This window comes from Streptococcus sp. S5 (genome assembly GCF_034134805.1).
In the GTDB taxonomy this organism is placed as follows: domain Bacteria; phylum Bacillota; class Bacilli; order Lactobacillales; family Streptococcaceae; genus Streptococcus; species Streptococcus lingualis.
Window position 1 is genome coordinate 1,526,101 of the sequence record NZ_CP139419.1, and the last position, 18,178, is coordinate 1,544,278.

At 41.5% G+C, this 18,178-nt stretch carries 16 protein-coding genes; 3 read left to right on the top strand and 13 right to left on the bottom strand.

Translation table 11 applies throughout. From position 1 onward, the window contains the following. Positions 1-2 precede the first annotated feature (2 nt). The 8 genes from SM123_RS07300 to SM123_RS07335 form a co-directional block, all read right to left on the bottom strand. On the bottom strand, positions 3-1,070 hold the full coding sequence (locus tag SM123_RS07300) for a serine hydrolase (protein ID WP_320909338.1): 1,068 nt from the start codon (positions 1,068-1,070) through the stop codon (positions 3-5). 98 nt (positions 1,071-1,168) lie between these two features. Beyond that, entirely contained in the window at positions 1,169-2,641 is a 1,473-nt protein-coding gene (locus SM123_RS07305; protein WP_320909339.1) for a helicase HerA-like domain-containing protein, read from the bottom strand. A gap of 210 nt (positions 2,642-2,851) precedes the next feature. After that, complete coding sequence (sodA, locus tag SM123_RS07310) at positions 2,852-3,457, bottom strand: superoxide dismutase SodA (RefSeq protein WP_195529528.1); 606 nt, start codon at positions 3,455-3,457, stop codon at positions 2,852-2,854. Between the two features lie 88 nt (positions 3,458-3,545). Continuing rightward, entirely contained in the window at positions 3,546-4,580 is a 1,035-nt protein-coding gene (gene holA / locus SM123_RS07315; RefSeq protein WP_320909340.1) for a DNA polymerase III subunit delta, read from the bottom strand. 23 nt (positions 4,581-4,603) lie between these two features. Then, entirely contained in the window at positions 4,604-5,206 is a 603-nt protein-coding gene (locus tag SM123_RS07320) for a DUF805 domain-containing protein (protein WP_223325348.1), read from the bottom strand. Positions 5,207-5,281: 75 nt separating this feature from the next. After that, positions 5,282-7,528 (bottom strand): DNA internalization-related competence protein ComEC/Rec2, encoded by a 2,247-nt coding sequence (locus SM123_RS07325; protein WP_320909341.1) that lies wholly within the window; start codon positions 7,526-7,528, stop codon positions 5,282-5,284. Beyond that, positions 7,509-8,177, bottom strand: coding sequence for a helix-hairpin-helix domain-containing protein (locus SM123_RS07330; RefSeq protein WP_320909342.1), 669 nt, complete (start codon positions 8,175-8,177; stop codon positions 7,509-7,511). Before SM123_RS07330 ends, SM123_RS07325 begins: the two co-directional genes overlap by 20 nt. Before the next feature lie 67 nt (positions 8,178-8,244). After that, entirely contained in the window at positions 8,245-8,991 is a 747-nt protein-coding gene (locus SM123_RS07335) for a lysophospholipid acyltransferase family protein (protein WP_003006324.1), read from the bottom strand. Between the two features lie 175 nt (positions 8,992-9,166). On the opposite strand from SM123_RS07335, the gene SM123_RS07340 reads away from it, so the two are divergent. Next, positions 9,167-11,506: a cation-translocating P-type ATPase gene (locus tag SM123_RS07340; RefSeq protein WP_320909343.1), complete on the top strand. Its 2,340-nt coding sequence runs from the start codon at positions 9,167-9,169 to the stop codon at positions 11,504-11,506. 31 nt (positions 11,507-11,537) lie between these two features. On the opposite strand, the gene SM123_RS07345 is transcribed toward SM123_RS07340, so the two are convergent. Next, positions 11,538-12,068 carry a DUF4352 domain-containing protein gene (locus tag SM123_RS07345; RefSeq protein ID WP_021152864.1) on the bottom strand — a complete coding sequence of 177 codons (531 nt, stop codon included), beginning with the start codon at positions 12,066-12,068 and terminating at the stop codon, positions 11,538-11,540. 139 nt (positions 12,069-12,207) lie between these two features. On the opposite strand from SM123_RS07345, the gene SM123_RS07350 reads away from it, so the two are divergent. Together SM123_RS07350 and SM123_RS07355 are read left to right on the top strand one after the other, a co-directional pair. Continuing rightward, positions 12,208-12,954, top strand: a complete 747-nt coding sequence (locus tag SM123_RS07350) for a tRNA1(Val) (adenine(37)-N6)-methyltransferase (protein WP_320909344.1) — start codon at positions 12,208-12,210, stop codon at positions 12,952-12,954. Beyond that, complete coding sequence (locus tag SM123_RS07355) at positions 12,944-13,207, top strand: GIY-YIG nuclease family protein (RefSeq protein ID WP_247923092.1); 264 nt, start codon at positions 12,944-12,946, stop codon at positions 13,205-13,207. Before SM123_RS07350 ends, SM123_RS07355 begins: the two co-directional genes overlap by 11 nt. A gap of 16 nt (positions 13,208-13,223) precedes the next feature. Here SM123_RS07355 and SM123_RS07360 read toward each other — a convergent pair whose 3' ends face one another. From SM123_RS07360 to SM123_RS07375, 4 genes are all read right to left on the bottom strand, one after another. After that, positions 13,224-14,117 (bottom strand): aldose 1-epimerase family protein, encoded by an 894-nt coding sequence (locus SM123_RS07360; RefSeq protein ID WP_070505813.1) that lies wholly within the window; start codon positions 14,115-14,117, stop codon positions 13,224-13,226. Between the two features lie 351 nt (positions 14,118-14,468). After that, entirely contained in the window at positions 14,469-16,040 is a 1,572-nt protein-coding gene (locus SM123_RS07365; RefSeq protein ID WP_049486402.1) for a degradosome RNA helicase CshA, read from the bottom strand. Between the two features lie 804 nt (positions 16,041-16,844). Continuing rightward, the gene (locus SM123_RS07370) at positions 16,845-17,753 is read right to left on the bottom strand and encodes a magnesium transporter CorA family protein (protein ID WP_070666301.1); all 909 of its coding nucleotides are present in this window, start codon (positions 17,751-17,753) and stop codon (positions 16,845-16,847) included. A 40-nt stretch (positions 17,754-17,793) separates the two neighbouring features. After that, complete coding sequence (locus SM123_RS07375; RefSeq protein ID WP_003015210.1) at positions 17,794-18,174, bottom strand: PH domain-containing protein; 381 nt, start codon at positions 18,172-18,174, stop codon at positions 17,794-17,796. Positions 18,175-18,178: the final 4 nt, after the last annotated feature.

Below are 18,178 nucleotides of genomic sequence, written 5' to 3' on the forward strand. Positions count from 1 at the left end.
GATTATTCATTCATATTGACACGATGCCATTCATTGATAACATAAGCTAATTGCCCCAATTGATAAAGACCAACGCCACTAATTTCAGAACTTTCTGGAGTCGTACCTCCAAGTCCTGCAGTGTAAATGGCAACCAAATAAGGAGTCGATTCATGGACAATTGCATCCACATTAAGTGCTTCAGCAACATACCCTGGTTTTTGTTGAATCACCAAATCTGGCAAGAATTTCTTATAGTACTCACCTGGGAATGATTCTCCAATCAATTCCAGCAAATCTGCATATTTTTCTTGATGATTCCAAAGGTATTCCAAGACATGGATGTAATAATCCGTTGTCGTTTTATTATCTTCGCTAAAGGTTTTAACCTCTGGTGAACGAGATTGACCATAGCGACTGAATAGCTTACGCGCTTGCTCCATCCCCCCTAAACGATCGGCCAAAGCATAGGCTGGGGTATTTTCAGAGTAAACCAATGAATAGCGCTGCATATCAGGGATAGACATAGCTCCATCAAAGGCAGCAATGTAATTGTCATGCTCCCCTACATATTCATAGTAGGTGTTGGTAATGTCAAACCGATCTGTTAAATTCAGTTTGCCCTTTGCGACTTCATCCACCACCAACATGTTCAAGGGTAGCTTATAGGTACTACCTGCCGTCATTGGTTGAAGATCATTCATGGCAAATTGCTCTCCTGTAATGGCATTGCGATACGTGAAGGCAACTTGTGACGGATCAATTCCACTTTCTGCTAGGAAATCCTGAACAACCTCTACCAAACCTTTATTAGCATAATCATAGACAAGGCCATAAGCGCTCATCGTTTCCATGTCTGCATCTACTACTGCTTGCTTAGCTTCAGGAGATTTGACACGCGGTTTTTTCGTCTCAGGGGTAGACTTTTCGATATCTTGTTCTTTTGCTTCTTTTGTTTTCTTTGCTTTTTTTTCAATTGCTGATGCTGTTGGTTGCGTAAGATGCAAGTAGCCCAGTGCGCTTGTTCCCACTAAGCACAATAAAATACTGACCGCAATCATGATCGAGCGTAGATTAAAATATTTTTTCATACGAGATTAATTATAAAAGATTCTACTGAAAATAACAAGAATTATCAGAAAGAGAAAACGGTTTCTTTTTAAAAAGTTTTTTTCTTTTCATAAAAGGCTTATTTTCGTTTAAAGGAGCCCATAATTAGCTTAGCGATCTCACGCGCAATCGTCCGGAATAAGGAACTCAAGAAGGAATCCTTGGCTTTTTCAAGACTGGATTTTCTTGGGCGACCTGGACTGCGTTTTTGCTCTGCTTTTTCCGCCGCAGCTCGTTCTTTTTCTGCTTCTTTTTGCTCTTCTTCTTGTGCTTCCTTGCTTGCTTTAGCTGCTAATTTTTCATAGGCAGATTCCCGATCAATCGTCGTCGCATACTTTTGATGGAAAGGCGATGTTGTGATCAAGGCCAATTGTTCACTCTCATTTAAGAGGTCAAAACTCGATTGAGGAGAGAGAATGTAAGCACGCTCAACCACACTAGGCTGTCCCTTTTCATTCAGGAAAGAAACCAAGGCTTCCCCTGTCCCTAACTCTGTGATCACTGTTTCTGTATCAAAATCTGGATTTGGACGAAAACTTTGGGCAGCAACCTTAATTGCCTTCATTTCTTTGGGTGTATAAGCTCGAAGCGCATGCTGAACACGATTTCCAAGCTGTGCCAAAACAGATTCTGGAAGGTCTTGAGGATTTTGGGTAATAAAGTAAATCCCTACACCCTTCGAACGAATCAGGCGTACCACTTGCTCGACCTTCTCAAGAAAGAGCTTGCTTGCATCCTTAAAGAGGAGATGCGCTTCATCAAAGAAGAAGACCAATTTTGGCTTTTCAGGATCCCCAACCTCTGGAAGTGTTTCAAAGAGACGAGACAGCATCCAAATCAAAAAGGTTGAGTATAATTTTGGTGAATGAAAGAGCTTTGTAGCCGAAAGAATATTGATATACCCACGCCCTGATGCATCGACTTGCATGAAGTCATTTAAATCAAGTGCGGGCTCTCCGAAAAACTGATCTGCTCCTTCTTCTTCAAGAACCAAAAGACTTCTTTGGATCGCTCCGACAGATTGTTTGGTGATATTGCCATATTGGGCCGAATAGTCTGAGCTGTGTTCATAGACTTCCTTTAAAAGGCTTTGCAGGTCCTTCAAATCAATCAAGGGCCAATCTTTCTCTTGGGCCACTTTAAAGACAATTGCGAGAATTCCTGATTGGGTTTCATTCAAATCAAGCAGACGAGAAAGAAGCAATGATCCCATCCCTTCGACAGTCGCCCGAACAGGATGACCAGATTGTCCAAAGACATCCCACAATCGAACAGGGAAGGCTTGTGGCTCAAACGGATCTGTGAGACCAAGAAGCTTGTAGCGTTCTTCCAGTTTTGGTGTCCATTGCCCTGCTTTGGCTAAGCCAGATAAATCTCCCTTGATATCGGCTAGAAAGACCGGAATTCCTTCTTTGCTTAATTTTTCTGTTAGGACCTTGAGCGTAACCGTTTTTCCTGTTCCTGTTGCACCTGCAATCAAGCCATGACGATTCAACATCCGCAAATAGATAGGCGTCTCAACAGCTCCTTTAGTAATGGTAATACTAGTCATTTCATTTCTCCCTGAATGTTTCAGTTTTCATTTTAAGGTTTATCTTTACCTTGCCTAGGCCCTTCAAACCAGGCTTCAGACAAGTAAGACACACTCCTACTAGTGTATCATTTTCCTGACCAAACGCAAGAAATTATACTCCGATTTTCCGGATGCACATAAAAAAATCTATAAGAGCCAATACTAGCTCTTATAGATTCCTTCATTTTATTATTTTGCTGCTGCAAACAAGTCATTAACTTTATTCCAGTTGATCACTGAGAAGAAAGCTTTGATGTAGTCAGGGCGTACGTTACGGTATTTCACGTAGTAGGCATGTTCCCAAACATCCAAACCAAGGATTGGTGTTTTACCTTCAGAGATTGGTGTATCTTGGTTTGCTGTTGAAGTGACTTCGAGTTTGCCTTCTTTGTTGACAACCAACCATGCCCAGCCAGAACCAAAACGTGTCGTTGCTGCTGCTGTGAAGGCTGCTTTGAAGTCTTCAAATGAACCAAATGTAGCATCAATCGCTGCAGCAAGTTCTGCTGAAGGAGCTGTTTGTTCTGGAGTCATCAATTCCCAGAAAAGAGCGTGGTTCAAATGACCACCACCATTGTTGATCACAGCTTGGCGAATATCAGCTGGAATGGATTCAACATCAGCTAACAAGCTTTCAAGGTCTTCTCCAATTTCAGGATGTTTTTCAAGAGCTGCATTCACATTGTTTACATATGTTTGATGGTGTTTATCATGGTGCAAATGCATGGTTTCTTCATCGATATAAGGTTCCAATGCATCATAAGCATATGGTAATTCTGGTAAAATGATAGCCATTTTATGGTCCTCTTTTCTTTATTACTGACTTGATGATAACGCAAACAGCTAAATTATTCAACTAATCTGCTTGCGATTTCATTCATCGTTATATGCTATTAGCTACTTTCAACAGGGCCAAATCAAATAAGTAGTCTTTTTCATATGTTCCACTTTTAATCGCATAATCAGTCTCGATGAAGGTCGTCATAGCCTGCTTCAAAAAAGACAGGGAAAGCCTGCGGCTATCCCGTAAGGCAAACTTCACCTGGTAAGGATTGACCTTGCGTCCTGACAACTCCGACAAGCTCGCTACAATTTGGCTTTCGGATTGGCCTTCTTCTGAGAAAATTTTAACTTGAGAAAACATTCGGAATTGCCCCAACAAAATAGCGATCAATTTTATTTCATCTTCTCCTTGTAAGCGAAGATCTTTCACCAAATTCCTAGCTTGATCGATTTGGCGTTTGAGAATCATCTGTGTCAGATCAAAAATATTATCTTGCAAGGACTTTGGAACAACCTCCTCGATATCTTCGAGGGTAATCTGACCATCTTCTTTATAAGCCCGCAATAGAGCGAGATTCTTCTGTAACTCTCCAAAATCATAGCCAGATTTTAAGAGTAGCTGGTCCAAGGAATCGCCCACAAAGTGTAAGCCCAATTCTTGGGCCTGACTAGAAAAATAACGCTTTAAATCTTGCTCTTTAGGTGTTGTTGCTTCAATGATCTGGGCATCCCGTTTTAGAAGTTTGACCAAGCGACGCTTACTATCTAATTTTCCTTCTGCAAATATCACCAAACGGGTCGATTCAGAAGGATTTTCCAGATAGTTTTCAAATTGCTTCAGATCTTCATCTGTTAAATTGCGTTTTTTGGCAGTGGTTAGATCCAATAAGTGGTCCAAAATCACGATTTTTTCATCTGCAAAAAAAGGAAGACTAACCAAATCCAGCTCGACCTCAGCATAGGAGGCTTCCTTCATATCAAAATAAGAATAATTCAAATCTGAGGGATCATAGCCTATTTTTTTTAAAATGTCTTTTTTTAACCATTCAAATTGACCTACATCCTCACCCGTCAAGACAAGAATAGGAGGCAGAGTTTGAACCGTCAGATGTCTAGTGTCGGTAATTGCTTGCATGAAACTCTCTTATCTCTATCAGTCTAGTGGATTTCGTGTTCAGCAGCCATTCTTTGTTCCAATGGTGGTTTTTCATCAGATAAATCAGGTGCTGCTACAAAATTAGGGATTTGCTCAAACGAGTTGCCGCCAAAGCTCCCACCTGGCGCTGTGACCTGTGGTTCAGAAGCCACTCCCATAGGAGTCTCTACTGGTTGTGGGAAGGTGTTTTTTCCTGGAAGCATCATGAGAATCAAGAGAGAAATAACTGTAATCACCCAGAGAAATAGGAAAATATCTAGTCCCGTCAACAAATAGAGCAGAACCGGACCAAGGTTCAAAAAGATCCAAGACCAATGGATTCCCGCATCCCGCAAGCGACGTACACAAATGGCTTGACTGGGTACTAAAATGAGGAAGTAAAAGAATGCTAAGAACGCGAGCGCCCATAAACCTGTCTTAGAATGAACAGTTGAAAAATTGAGCGTTTCTTGAGCATTTTGATGGGATAAAGAGGTCACGATGTAAAAAACCCAAAGAGGCAAAGAAATCAGGGAATTCCAGAAAAAAGCTAGCCAAAAATGCGCCCGACTGGTCTTACTTGAAAAATCTGCATACTGTATCCAAAATTGCTTAAATGCGTTCATACGATTCTACCTTTACATTGATTTCACTTTCTATAATAGCAATTTTCAGCATAGAAAGCAAACCTCTCCTCGTCTCTAGCGGACCGTTTCTACCCTCCAATGGTTCCATCCAATCAAGCGAATCGCTCCCCTTTCATCGGTACGAAAATAAGAAATAGAGCGTTCCTCTAGACGATCGAGCAATTCTTTGTGAGGATGCTGGTAGCGATTTTTCTTTCCAACAGAGATCAAGGCCAACTGAGGATGTAACTGATCTAAAAACACATCACTAGAGGAACCTTTAGAACCGTGGTGGCCTACTTTCAAGACATCTACTTGTAATTGTGGATCGTTTTTCAATAGTTTCTTCTCTCCGGCTTCTTCCAGATCACCTGTGAACAAAAATCGTTTCTGATAGAACTGCCCATAGAGGACAATCGAATCATCATTTTTACCTTCCCCCACTTCATCAGGGGATAAGACTTCTAAATGATCATCAAAAATAGGTAGTTGATCTCCTCTCTGGACTACTTTAATCGGACTATGAAGCTGTTTCAATTTCTCTCGAAATTGAGAATTAGTTAGACTACCTGGACTGACATACACTTTTTTAACCGGGATTTGTTTGGCAACCTCCACCATATCGCCCATATGGTCCTGGTCTGTATGAGTCAAGACCAAAGCATCGAGTTTTCCAACACCTCGACTCTTGAGATAGGGAATCAAGGTTTGTTCCGCATTGGCAGATTGACTGCGCTCTTGCCACTTGTCTCCACTTTTAAAAGTGACACGTCCTCCAACATCAATCAATAGGGTTCTTCCTTTCCAATCGCGTAAAAAGATACTGTCTCCTTGACCGATATCCACCATGGTAATCTCATTTTCTAAAGGGTGCTTGGTCCAACAAAAGATGAGTAGAATCATACCGATTAACAGAAAACGACGTTTTTTTTGCTTTCGAAGATCATACAAGATCCCAAAAAGAAGGAAGAGAGCAATCAGAGCTGGTCCCGTCGGCTGACCAAATACCAAAGGTAGCGACGTGAGCTTTGAAATCCAACGAATACACTCCTCTATGAGAAGAAAGAAACTGTTAAAAATTGTAAGGGGCTTTAGAATCGATAAGATAAATAGCACCGTTAAACCTGGAAGAAGGACAAGATCAAATAAGAAAGAAAAGAGGAAGGTTAAAGGGAGTGACCACGGTTGAAAGACACTAAAGTAATAGGTCAAAAGGGGCAAAATCCCCAGGCTAATCCATAAACTTTCCACTAGTAGCTTTTTCAGTCCGGAATAAGAACTGGTATCTACCAAGGTCAAAATAAAGGCGTAGGCACAACTCAAAACCCCTCCAGCTGTCAGGAGAAACTTGGGCATGAGAAACATTAAGAGCATCAAGGTCATCGCCATATTCTCCATCCCTCGGATGCCCTTTTGAGAGAGAATCTTCTGCAAGAGACTGCGAACCACTGAAACTGAAAAACCTGTCAAGCCAGCATAGACCAAAGAAATTGGAAGCATCCAGATATCAACTGTTTCTTGCAAGATTCCTAGACGTAAGAGAGCTTTCCGGATCCCATTGATGAAAAAGCCGACCTGCATCCCAGATAAGGCGAATAAATGGATGATTCCTAAACTCGTGTAAAGCTGGTCCATCTCTTCAAAATCCTTATCTAAATAGCCAAAAAGAAGGCCGGTCATATACTGGTTCATTGGCTGCGGAAAGTGCTCTTTACTCCAAACAATGGCTTGTCGCCTCCATTGAGACAGCCAGTCAAAAACATTCCAAGTCTGTATAGGAAGCGCGGATTGGATCGCTTCAATTTTTATTTGATAGTGAATCCCCTGTGTTTGCAAATAAGCCCGGTAGTCAAATCCTCTAAAATTTCGCTGTCCTTCTGGTTCCTCTATAACACCTTTATATGTCAACTCCAACAAATGAGTTTGACTTTGCCACTGCTGTTTTTCTTTTTCTGATTTTAAAGTGTAGAAGACTTGATAGGTCCTACCCTGATTTTTAGCACGAAAAGACAGGGCATCCCCATTGATCTTGATCGTATCTGGAATCAGGCGTAAGTGGGGTGGGGGCTGACTTTCCACTTGTACTGGATGATCCTGTAGTCGCTGAAAGACAAAGAAGGCCGCGAAACAAAGGGTTACTAAACCAAGCCCTAGCAAACTTGAGCGATCCCCTTTATAGTGATGAACCGCTAAAACTCCCACTACTACTAGACCGCTGATCGAAAGCCAAGATGGTTGATAGATACTAAAATACAGCCATAGGAGCAAAAAGGCGAGATGGACAAGAGAAAATGGAAGGTCTTTAATCCACCGTGAAAGCATCTCTTAGTTTCTCCAGTGTTTTCTCTCCGATTCCTGAAACATTCTTCAGATCATCCACTGATCGAAAAGGACCATTTGCTTCGCGATAGGCGATAATGTCCTGGGCACGTTTCTGGCCAATGCCTGATACTGTCTGGAGATCTGACTCGGTCGCTCGATTTAAATGGACTTTGCCTGTTTTTTCTGCTGGCGCTGACGAAGTTGCAGGACTTTCTGAACTTCCAAGTACTGGAACATCCTCTCCTTCTTTAGCAACATAGATCACTGCTTCATCGGAGAGTTTTTGCGCCAAGTTGACCGATTGGCTATTGGCATCTGCTGTCATCCCACCCGCCTTATAAATAGCATCGTGGACTCTGCTATTGGAGCGCAACTCATAGACCCCTGGTTGTTTGACGGCTCCTTTGACATCGACCGTAATGATCTCGGGTGCATCAGACACAGAAGTCGCCGTCTTTTCTTCTTTGGAACTATTAGTCTGCACCTTTTCTTTGCTCGAAGTTGAACTAGAAGACTGATAAAGATCCGGTATGGTGGATGCACTTGACTGAGGTCGATGAAAAAGAAAATACCCTCCAAGTAAGAGTCCGATAGCAGTAAGAGCTAAAAAGAGCTTATATTCTTTGATTTTTTCGATGATATCCTCCATAAGAAACCTCCTCTCACTTTTATTATTCGTAAAAATAAAAAAAAACTGAGAAAAACTCTCAGTTTTTTTACTTGTTTTTCCGATGTTTGTCTGGATCCCATACAAAACTGGCTAGGTAACTAAAGAGCAAGGTCAAGATTCCCACGACTAAGACAAGAGGAATCAAAAGGATTTTTAACAAACGAATCAAGATAAAAGGTTTTGTTGGGGTGTTGATCGCTTGTGCTTCCGCATCCAAGCGGTCAAACTCCTCCTGGATACGGCGGGCAACTTCTGCCACTCCTTCGTCATTCATCTTTTTAATATCCGAAATATCAATGGGATGTCCAAAGTTCATATCAATGCGTTCACCCGTTGCCAAACCTTTTAAGTCTCTTGGGCCAGTATAAGTCACTGGCATGATACGGACCTTCGCCATTTTGGCAATGATGGCAACACCGCCTTTGACGTCTTGAGAATGACGGCTTCCACTTGGGAACATAATCAAGGAACGGTTGCTCTTTTTCAGCATATTGACAGGATACTTAATGGCTTCTGCTCCTGGATTTTCACGGTCGATCGGAAATGCCCCACACATGCGAATCCACCAGCCAAAAATACGATTGGTGAAGAGCTCTTTTTTCGCCATAAAGATAAACTGCTTTGGCTTGGTTGCAAAGGCCATATAGACCGGATCCCACCAAGTCCGGTGAGGGGATACCAAGATGTAGTTCTCTTCCCGATCTGGAATATTGTCCTTATGATGGTAATGGGCATTCCCATTTAAAACCCACAGAATAAAGGCAACAAGGCCACGTAAATAGGTATAAAACATAGTTGTTCCTCAAATCCATTTCATTCGTCTCTCTACAAGATATTTCATCCTGTAAAAGGTTCTTTCTTATTATACCGTATCCTGATTTTGACCGCAAACCTTTTTTAGATAAAAATTGTCTCAGCGGACCGATTCTAGATAGTCTTTTTCTCAAAAAAATGATATCATATTGTCTATGGAAACTATTGATTTAAAGGGCTTGTCCCTCAGTGAAGTCCGCAAGAAAATGGATCGCGGACAAACCAATGATTTTACAACGAATACAAGTACCAGCACCTGGCAAATTATCAAGCGCAACGTCTTCACCTTGTTTAATACCTTAAACTTTGTGATTGCCGTGGCCTTGGCTGCTGTACAGGCCTGGAGCAATATGATCTTTTTCGCAGTCATTTGCTTCAATGCCATTACAGGGATCATGACCGAGATGCGCGCCAAGCGGATGATTGATAAACTCAATCTCATGAGTCGTGAGCTAGTGACTGTCATTCGAGACGGTGAAAAAGATGCGATTCCACCAGAAAAGCTTGTTCTAGGTGATTTAATGCTCTTGTCTTCGGGTGAGCAGATCCCTAGTGATGCCGAAGTCATGTCTGGTATCGCTGAAGCCAATGAGGCTATGCTGACTGGTGAGAGTGATCTGGTCTTAAAAGAAGTTGGCGATGAACTGCTTTCTGGTAGTTATATTGCCAGTGGTCAAGTCTATGCCCGTGTCAAGCGAGTTGGAGCAAACAACTATGCCAACAAACTGATGATGGAAGCCAAAACCTTGAAGCCTATCAATTCGCGTATTCTTTATAACTTAGCGAAAATTTCTAGCTTCACTGGTAAAATTATCATCCCATTTGGCCTTGCCCTCTTCTTTGAAGCACTGTTGATCAAGATGCTGCCGATCAAAGATTCTGTCGTGAATTCTTCAACAGCTCTCTTGGGAATGTTGCCAAAGGGAATCGCTTTACTGACAGTTACATCTCTTTTGACAGCGGTTATTAAGCTCGGTATGCGCAAGGTTCTTGTCCAAGAAATGTACTCAGTAGAAACCCTGGCGCGTGTGGATACCTTATGTCTTGATAAGACCGGTACCATCACTCAAGGGAAGATGACAGTCGAAGCTCTCCATAGCTTATCTGATCATTTTTCTGAACAGACAATCCAGGTCATCCTCTCTGCTTACATGCAATATAGCGAGGATACCAATCCTACTGCTCAAGCTATTCGCAAGGCTTATGGGGAGTTAGAGCATGCTTATACTGCAGAAAACATTATTCCTTTCTCAAGTGATCGGAAATGGGGAGCCATGCACCTATCCAACCTTGGAACTGTCTTTCTCGGTGCTCCTGAAATGCTCCTTAAAGAAAATCCCGCTGCTGTCGTAGAAGCACAAGCTCGTGGATCGCGCGTGCTCGTCTTGGCTCACAGTTCAGAACTGATCAGCATGCAGGAATTGAAACTGCCTGAAAATCTTGAAGGGATTGCGGTTATTGAGATTACAGACCCCATTCGTGAAGGGGCTTCAGATACTCTTGAGTATTTGCGCTCTCAAGGAGTGGATCTCAAAATCATCTCCGGTGACAACCCTGTGACGGTCTCTTATATCGCTCAACAAGCTGGCTTCAAAAATTATGAGAACTACATCGATTGTTCAAAAATTTCTGATGATCAATTAGTGGATCAAGCAGAAGAAACAGCTATCTTTGGGCGCGTGTCTCCTCACCAGAAAAAACTGCTCATCCAAACCTTGAAAGCAGCTGGTCGGACGACTGCTATGACAGGAGATGGGGTCAATGATATCCTTGCTCTTCGCGAAGCAGACTGCTCCATCGTAATGGCTGAAGGAGATCCAGCAACCCGTCAAATTGCCAATATTGTTCTTTTGAACTCTGACTTTAATGACGTTCCAGAAATTCTTTTTGAAGGCCGTCGTGTGGTGAATAACATTGGACGAATCGCTCCAATCTTCTTTATCAAAACGATCTATTCCTTCCTCTTGGCTATCATCTGTATTGCCAGTGCTCTCTTCTTTAACGTCAACTATTTGCTGATTTTCCCTTTCATTCCTATTCAAATCACCCTGATCGACCAATTCGTCGAAGGATTCCCACCATTTGTGTTGACCTTTGAACGCAATATCAAACCGGTTGAAAAACACTTCTTGAGACGTTCCCTTCTGTTAGCCTTACCAAGCGCCTTGATGGTCGTCTTTAGTGTCTTGTTTATTCGCCTTTGGGGAGCAAGCCATGGTTGGTCTGCAGCCGATATGTCTACTGTATCCTACTACTTACTTGGATCCATCGGTTTCCTATCCGTTATCCGTGCTTGCCTGCCACTAAATATCTGGCGGGCCCTCCTCATCCTCTTCTCTGTAGTAGGATTCTACGCATCTGCGGTTGTGTTGAAAAACTTGATCGAGATTTCCCTCCTTACAGCCACTACTTTCCCAGTTTATCTGGCATTGATGGCTATCTTTACAGGAATCTTTATCCTCACTACGATTCTCCAAAAATATGAATTTGATTAAAAAAAGTTGAGAGTTTTACTCTCAACTTTTTTTACGGTGCATCAAAAGCAACAATCGCAGGTTTTTCATTAAATGCAGCAAATGGTTTTATTTCCAGTTCTAATTTGCCATCCCCTTTTACACCAAAATGTTGTACAGCACCTTCCATTGATCGACCCGGTGAAATTGACCCCATTGTATTTGTATTAGGATAAGTCTCCATTTTATTTCCACCAACAAATAGATCAATGTCAACCCCAACTGCTAGATCACTATCTGATAGATTTTTCACATTATAGGTCACTTTTAATACTTTATCGGGATTTGTTTTATCAAAATCATTCCGTTCATCAGTCCATTCAACATTTGTAATAGTGTACTCAGCTTGTTTATCAAAAACAATCTTATCACCAATTGCATAGGTTGATTTCTTTTCACTACTCTTCTCAGTAGATGCCTTTTTCTCTGTTTTAGCTTCTTTTGAAGTATCATCAGACTTACTACTAGAATTTCCACAGGCTACTAGTATACTTGCTGAAAGCAATGTTACCCCCAAGCCAAACCATTTTTTCGTTTTGTTCATTTACAAAACCTCCCACTTTTTTTAATATATAGTAACATATTTAAACAAGAAAAGAAAGCGTTTTTACAAAAATATATCATTTTAATATATTAAAAATTATCATCTTTCCCCAAGCCTCTTTTCATGCTATAATAGAGCCATGACAGATATCGAATTAAAAGACGGCGAGCGCGTCAATCAACTCTTTTCAAGTGATGTGAAAATTATACAAAATCGGGAAGTCTTTAGTTACTCCGTGGATAGCGTCCTGCTCTCGCGCTTTCCAAAATTGCCCAAGCGAGGCTTGATCGTAGATCTCTGCGCTGGAAATGGGGCTGTGGGACTCTTTGCAAGCACTCGGACAGAGGCCCAGATCATTGGTGTCGAAATTCAGGAACGTCTAGCGGATATGGCTACCCGCTCCATTGCTCTCAATGGCTTGAACCAGCAAATGTCCATGATCAATGATGACCTCAAGCATTTGCCTCAACATATCAAGGGCAGTAAGGTGGATATTATCCTCTGCAATCCTCCTTATTTCAAGGTGGATGAGCATTCCAATCTCAATGAGAGTGAACACTACCTCTTAGCTCGGCATGAAATTACGACCAATTTAGATGAGATTTGCCATGTGGCCCAGCGGGTTCTCAAATCAAATGGCCGCTTAGCAATGGTTCATCGTCCAGATCGCTTCTTGGATATCATCGAAACCATGAAACGTTACAATCTTGCACCTAAGCGGATCCAGTTTGTCTATCCAAAAGTGACCAAAGAGGCGAATATGTTGTTGATTGAGGCGATCAAGGATGGTTCACTAGATGGTTTAAAAATTCTGCCTCCCCTCTTTATCCACAATGAAGACGGTAGCTATACAGACGAGATTCATGAGATCTACTATGGAAACTAAGGCTTACATGTATGTCCTAGAGTGCGCGGATGGCTCCCTCTACACTGGCTACACCACGGATGTCGAAAAACGCCTGAAGACGCACAATGCTGGAAAAGGCGCCAAATACACACGGGCTCGCCTCCCCGTTAAACTTCTTTACCAAGAATCCTATCCAGATAAACCCTCTGCTATGTCTGCCGAGGCTCTCTTTAAAAAGAAATCGCGTCAAGCAAAGCTAAACTATATCAAAAAGAACCGTCGGACTCTATAGTCCAACGGTTTTTCATTTACAAAATGGTGATACGGTACTGGTGACTCCGTGTTTCTTGAGGAGCCAACTGGATCACACCTTTTTTATCTTCGAAGAAATCTCCCTCTTCTGCAGATGTGGAAATACCCGTCCAAGGCTCCAAGGCAATGAAAGGACCCTTGTTATTGGTAGACCAAAGGACGAGATTCTCAAAATCTGCAAAGGCAAATTCCAAACCTTTACCGGATTTTTTCGAGAGGAGCTGCACAGATTTGGAGGCTAATTGATCTAAAATAATGGCATCTTTTTCAAACAGTTCATGGCGTAAAGGTAAGCTACGACTATGGTCTAAAAATGGTGTCCGCTGCAGGCGATCAACCAAGCCGGTTTCTGTGAACAAGAGAGGAACGCTACAGCTTTCTTCTTTTTCAAAAATCAACTCATAGTCTTCATAGTCTTCATCTGCTAAAAGGGGACAACGAAAGGCTGGATGCCCTCCAATAAAATAAGGCATGACTTGATCTGACTCAAGATTTTGCACGCGATAGGTGATGGTAATTTCTTTCCCTTTCAATTCATAAGCGATTTCCACTCGAAAATGGTAGGGATAATTTTGTAAGCTTTCGTCGTTAGAGGTAATTTCAAAGACAAGACGATGGTCTGTCTGTTCTTTGAGTTCAAACTCTCTCTTGCGAATAAGACCGTGTCTTGGAAGCTGGCCTGTCTTCACTCCATCTTTTAGATGATACTGCACTTGGCCATTACGAACGCTCCCGCAAATCGGAAACAGAACGGGCGCTTGTCCTGACCAATACTCTGGATCCCCTTGCCAGAGATATTCTATGCCTTCTTTACTTCGAATAGAGCTCAATTCCCCTCCGAATGTCTTACATTGTACTTCTAGATCATCATTTTTTAATGCAATCACCATGGGCGACACCTCTTAATAATTAGTATAGTTATTATATTCATTATAACCTTTTAGAAGAGATTGTCAATTTTTATTTTTCTAGTCAAAAATTTTTAAAAAAATAAGAAAAAATTCTTGACAAAGCTTAGAAATAATTGTAGACTTAATATGTTAACAGAAATATTCCGTTTTAGGAATTCATTCTTTCTGTTGTCTGACTTTTTTGGATGCTCCTTATCATGATACATTTTTCTAAAAGAGTCAGTTATCATTTAGGTCTCCTTATAAATATACAAGGGTTAACAGCTGGTTAACCCTTGTATTTTTGATTTTCATTAAAAAAACGGCCTATTGCTAGACCGTTCTTAGGGCTTATTTATCCCCTTTGTTGCGGATAACAAATCCATTTTTCTTTTCATTGGAAGTACGATGAGGACGTTTGTTGCCTTTGCCTTCAAAGTCTCGGCTATTTTTATTGGACTTGCGTTTGAAATCACGGCGTCCACCTTCACGGTCATCTCTGCGATTTCGGTCACGGCGTTGGTCTCCACGACGGCCATTTCCACGGCCCCCTTTGCCTTTCCCACCAAAGCCACCACCGGATGGTTTAAATGGCAATGGTTTTTCACGCGCAATTTCAACTTCTGGAAGACTATCTGGATCTTGAACTGTCAAGCTCAAGATATACATAGCCAATTCTTCAGGAGTGAATTCTGCAGCCAATTTGCGAGCATCTTTACCAAACTTCTCAAAGTTAGTCCGGATTTTTTCATCCTCAAAGTCTCGCTCAATTTTCTTCAGCGCTACTTGTTTTTTCGCTTGGAAGGCTTCTTCTGCTGTTGCAGGTTTCATTCCCTTCATCCGCTTTTTGGTCAAGTTCTCAATGATTTGCAAATAGCCCATTTCATTTGGCGAAACAAAGGTAATGGATTGCCCTGTTTTCCCAGCACGACCTGTCCGTCCGATCCGGTGAACATAGCTTTCTGGATCTTGTGGAATATCGTAGTTGTAGACATGGGTCACACCTGAAATGTCCAACCCACGTGCCGCAACGTCCGTTGCCACCAAGACGTCCAAGTTCCCATTTTTGAAATCACGAAGGACACGAAGACGTTTGTTTTGATCCAAATCTCCGTGAATCCCTTCTGCTCGGAAACCACGGATTTTCAAGCCACGCGTCAATTCATCGACCCGACGTTTTGTCCGACCAAAGACGATGGCAAGTTCAGGCTGCTCGACATCCATCAATCGAGTCATGGTATCAAACTTTTCGCCTTCTTTGACACGAATATAGTATTGATCGACCAAATCGGTGGTCAATTCTTTGGCCGCAATCTTAACGTGTTCTGGCTCTTTCATAAACTGAACACCGATACGCTTGATCGCTTCTGGCATCGTTGCTGAAAAGAGCAAGGTTTGGCGTGTTTCTGGAACACGGCTAATGATGGCTTCGATATCTTCCAAGAAGCCCATGTTGAGCATTTCATCTGCTTCATCCAAGATCAAGGTTTCAATATGATCGAGTTTCAAGGCCTTGCGCTTGATCAAATCTAGCAAGCGTCCAGGTGTTCCCACAACGATGTGAGCACCTGACTTCAAAGCTTTAATTTGCTTTTCAATGCTTGATCCACCATAGACAGAGCGAACTTTAACACCCTTACTGCGTCCAAAGCGGAAGAGTTCTTCCTGACTTTGAACGGCCAATTCACGCGTTGGTGCAATGACAAGGGCTTGGATCACTGTGTTATCGACATCAATCTTCTCCAACGTTGGAAGACCGAAAGCAGCTGTTTTACCAGTCCCTGTTTGCGCTTGACCGATGACATCTTTTCCTTCAAGAGCCAAAGGAATGGTTTGTTCTTGGATCGGGCTTGCTTCTACAAAGCCAGCTTTTTCGATTTCTGCTAATAATTCAGCAGATAAGTTAAATTCATTGAATTTCAATTCTTTCTTCTTTCTAAAAAGTGGTGCGAAGCCACTTTATCAAACTTCTTTCAATGCGAATACGCACTGATTGCATAGGAAGTCATCTTCCCGGTTACCTGTCGCAAGACTCATCTAAAGAAAAACTAGTCCGTCTGTTTAAGACTACATTTTCTTTAGAGAAAAATGTTTTGCGTCCTAACGGATGTTGTTGACTAGAATCGTTTTTTCAAACAAATAGGCAACATGATCCTATTTGCGGGAGTCTTCTTTCGAACAGAAGCCTTCCATCTGTTCAGTCTCCCCACCATTTCTCTCATACAAGTTTGCAACTTATCTAGTATAACATAATGAAGAGGCAAATGATAGTCACAGGAGACTAATTTTATTTTTTAGGAAAAAATCTTAGATAGCTTAAGATTATAAAAACGCCCCTAAATCTAGCCAGGACTGGTTTTCTTCTTGCGACCATTTCATATACTTCATCATTGGAGTATAAAAAAATCGGAAAACTTTTATTTTTTGGTAACTCTTATCTTGCGTTTTTACAAATAAATATGTATAATACAGTTAGTATCTAAAATATTTCTGTATAAAGAAATAGGATCATTTTATCTGATTCAACGATTTATTCTAAGTTCTGATTTATTTAGAACCACTCAGTACTATTAAATCTACTCCTACTATTTCCAAGAAGATTTTGTACAGTCGATGAACTATTCACACTGCCCCTTCTTTGGAGAGGAGGGCAGGTGTCTAGATGGTTCCTATTTCTCAGATTATTCTAGATACGAAGAGGCTCGGATTTCTCCAAGCCTCTTTTTTTTATCTTTTTTTCACAATCCACCGCATGACCTTTGCCAAAATGAGCCATAATATAAAGCTACATAGGGATACATAGATCCAAGCATTGGGATCCTCTGTCATCGGAAGAGGGATATTCATTCCAAAGAAACCGGTGATAACGGCTAAGACCGCCAACAAGGCTTCAAAGATGGTTAGGGTTGTCAAGTTGTCATTCAAGTTGTTGTTTAGGATATTGTTGTATGATCCAGACAACTGCTGTAAGACATTGGAAATCAACTCGGTCATTGAAACCAACTGACGCGCTTCGATCATGGCATCATCAAACTGCTCTTTTTCAACATCATTCATCCTGCGATAAATGACATGTGCTTTGATATGTTCTAGCAACATCCGATTTTGCTTGGCTGCCGCGACCAGATACACCATACCGGTCTCAAGGTCAGACAGGGCATAAAGATTCTTTGTCGTCGTTGTCTTTCGAAGCAAACGATTGAGTTCATCTTTGTGCTTATCTAAGCGATCAATAATCGGATAATAAGCATTACTGATCATTTCAAGACCTGCAAAAAGCAACTTATAGATCGACAGCTCCTCATGGCTTTCCAAATAACGAACCATTTGTTCAATGATATAGGCATTGTCCTGGTTACTGATGGTCACGAGTCGCGTATCTTGAACGATAAAGGTCATGGGGATGGTTTCGTAGTATTCCTTGTCCTTTTCTAAATCCAATACATTGTAGATAAAGGTGATCGTTCCGTTTTCTCGATTGTAATCCATATGGGCACGTTCGTTCTTATCCATCGCGTACTCAATGGTTTCTTTGTCAATATCGTATTTTTTATAAAGATATGAATTTTCAGCAATCAAATCCGAGTCGATATTGATCCATTTCCGATCTTGACCCAATTGTTTATCGATAAACATTCCGTCTCCTTTCTCAACTGTTCTCTATCAACATGATTTTTTATTTAAAGACCGCACTGGCTAATGCTTGCTGGATTTCAATGACACTGTTGTCACTCTTGAATTGTAAAACTTCTGAAGGTTCCACTGCTGAAGAGACCCAGATTTTTAATTCAGCATCCAAATCAAAATGACCGGAAGTTTCTACTGAAAATCGAGAGATGGAGCGATAAGGAAGGGATTTGTAGGAAGTTTTCTTTCCTGTTACTCCTTGCTTATCAACCAAGATCAAACGAAACTCTGTAAAGACGATTAAATCACGAATCAAGCTAAAAGCAAGTGTGACTTGCTCTCCCGGCACCAAGATATCTTCCAGATCTCTTTCTACTTTATCAACATTCTTTTGAGAGGCATTGCCCATCAAACCACTTAGTAATCCCATCATT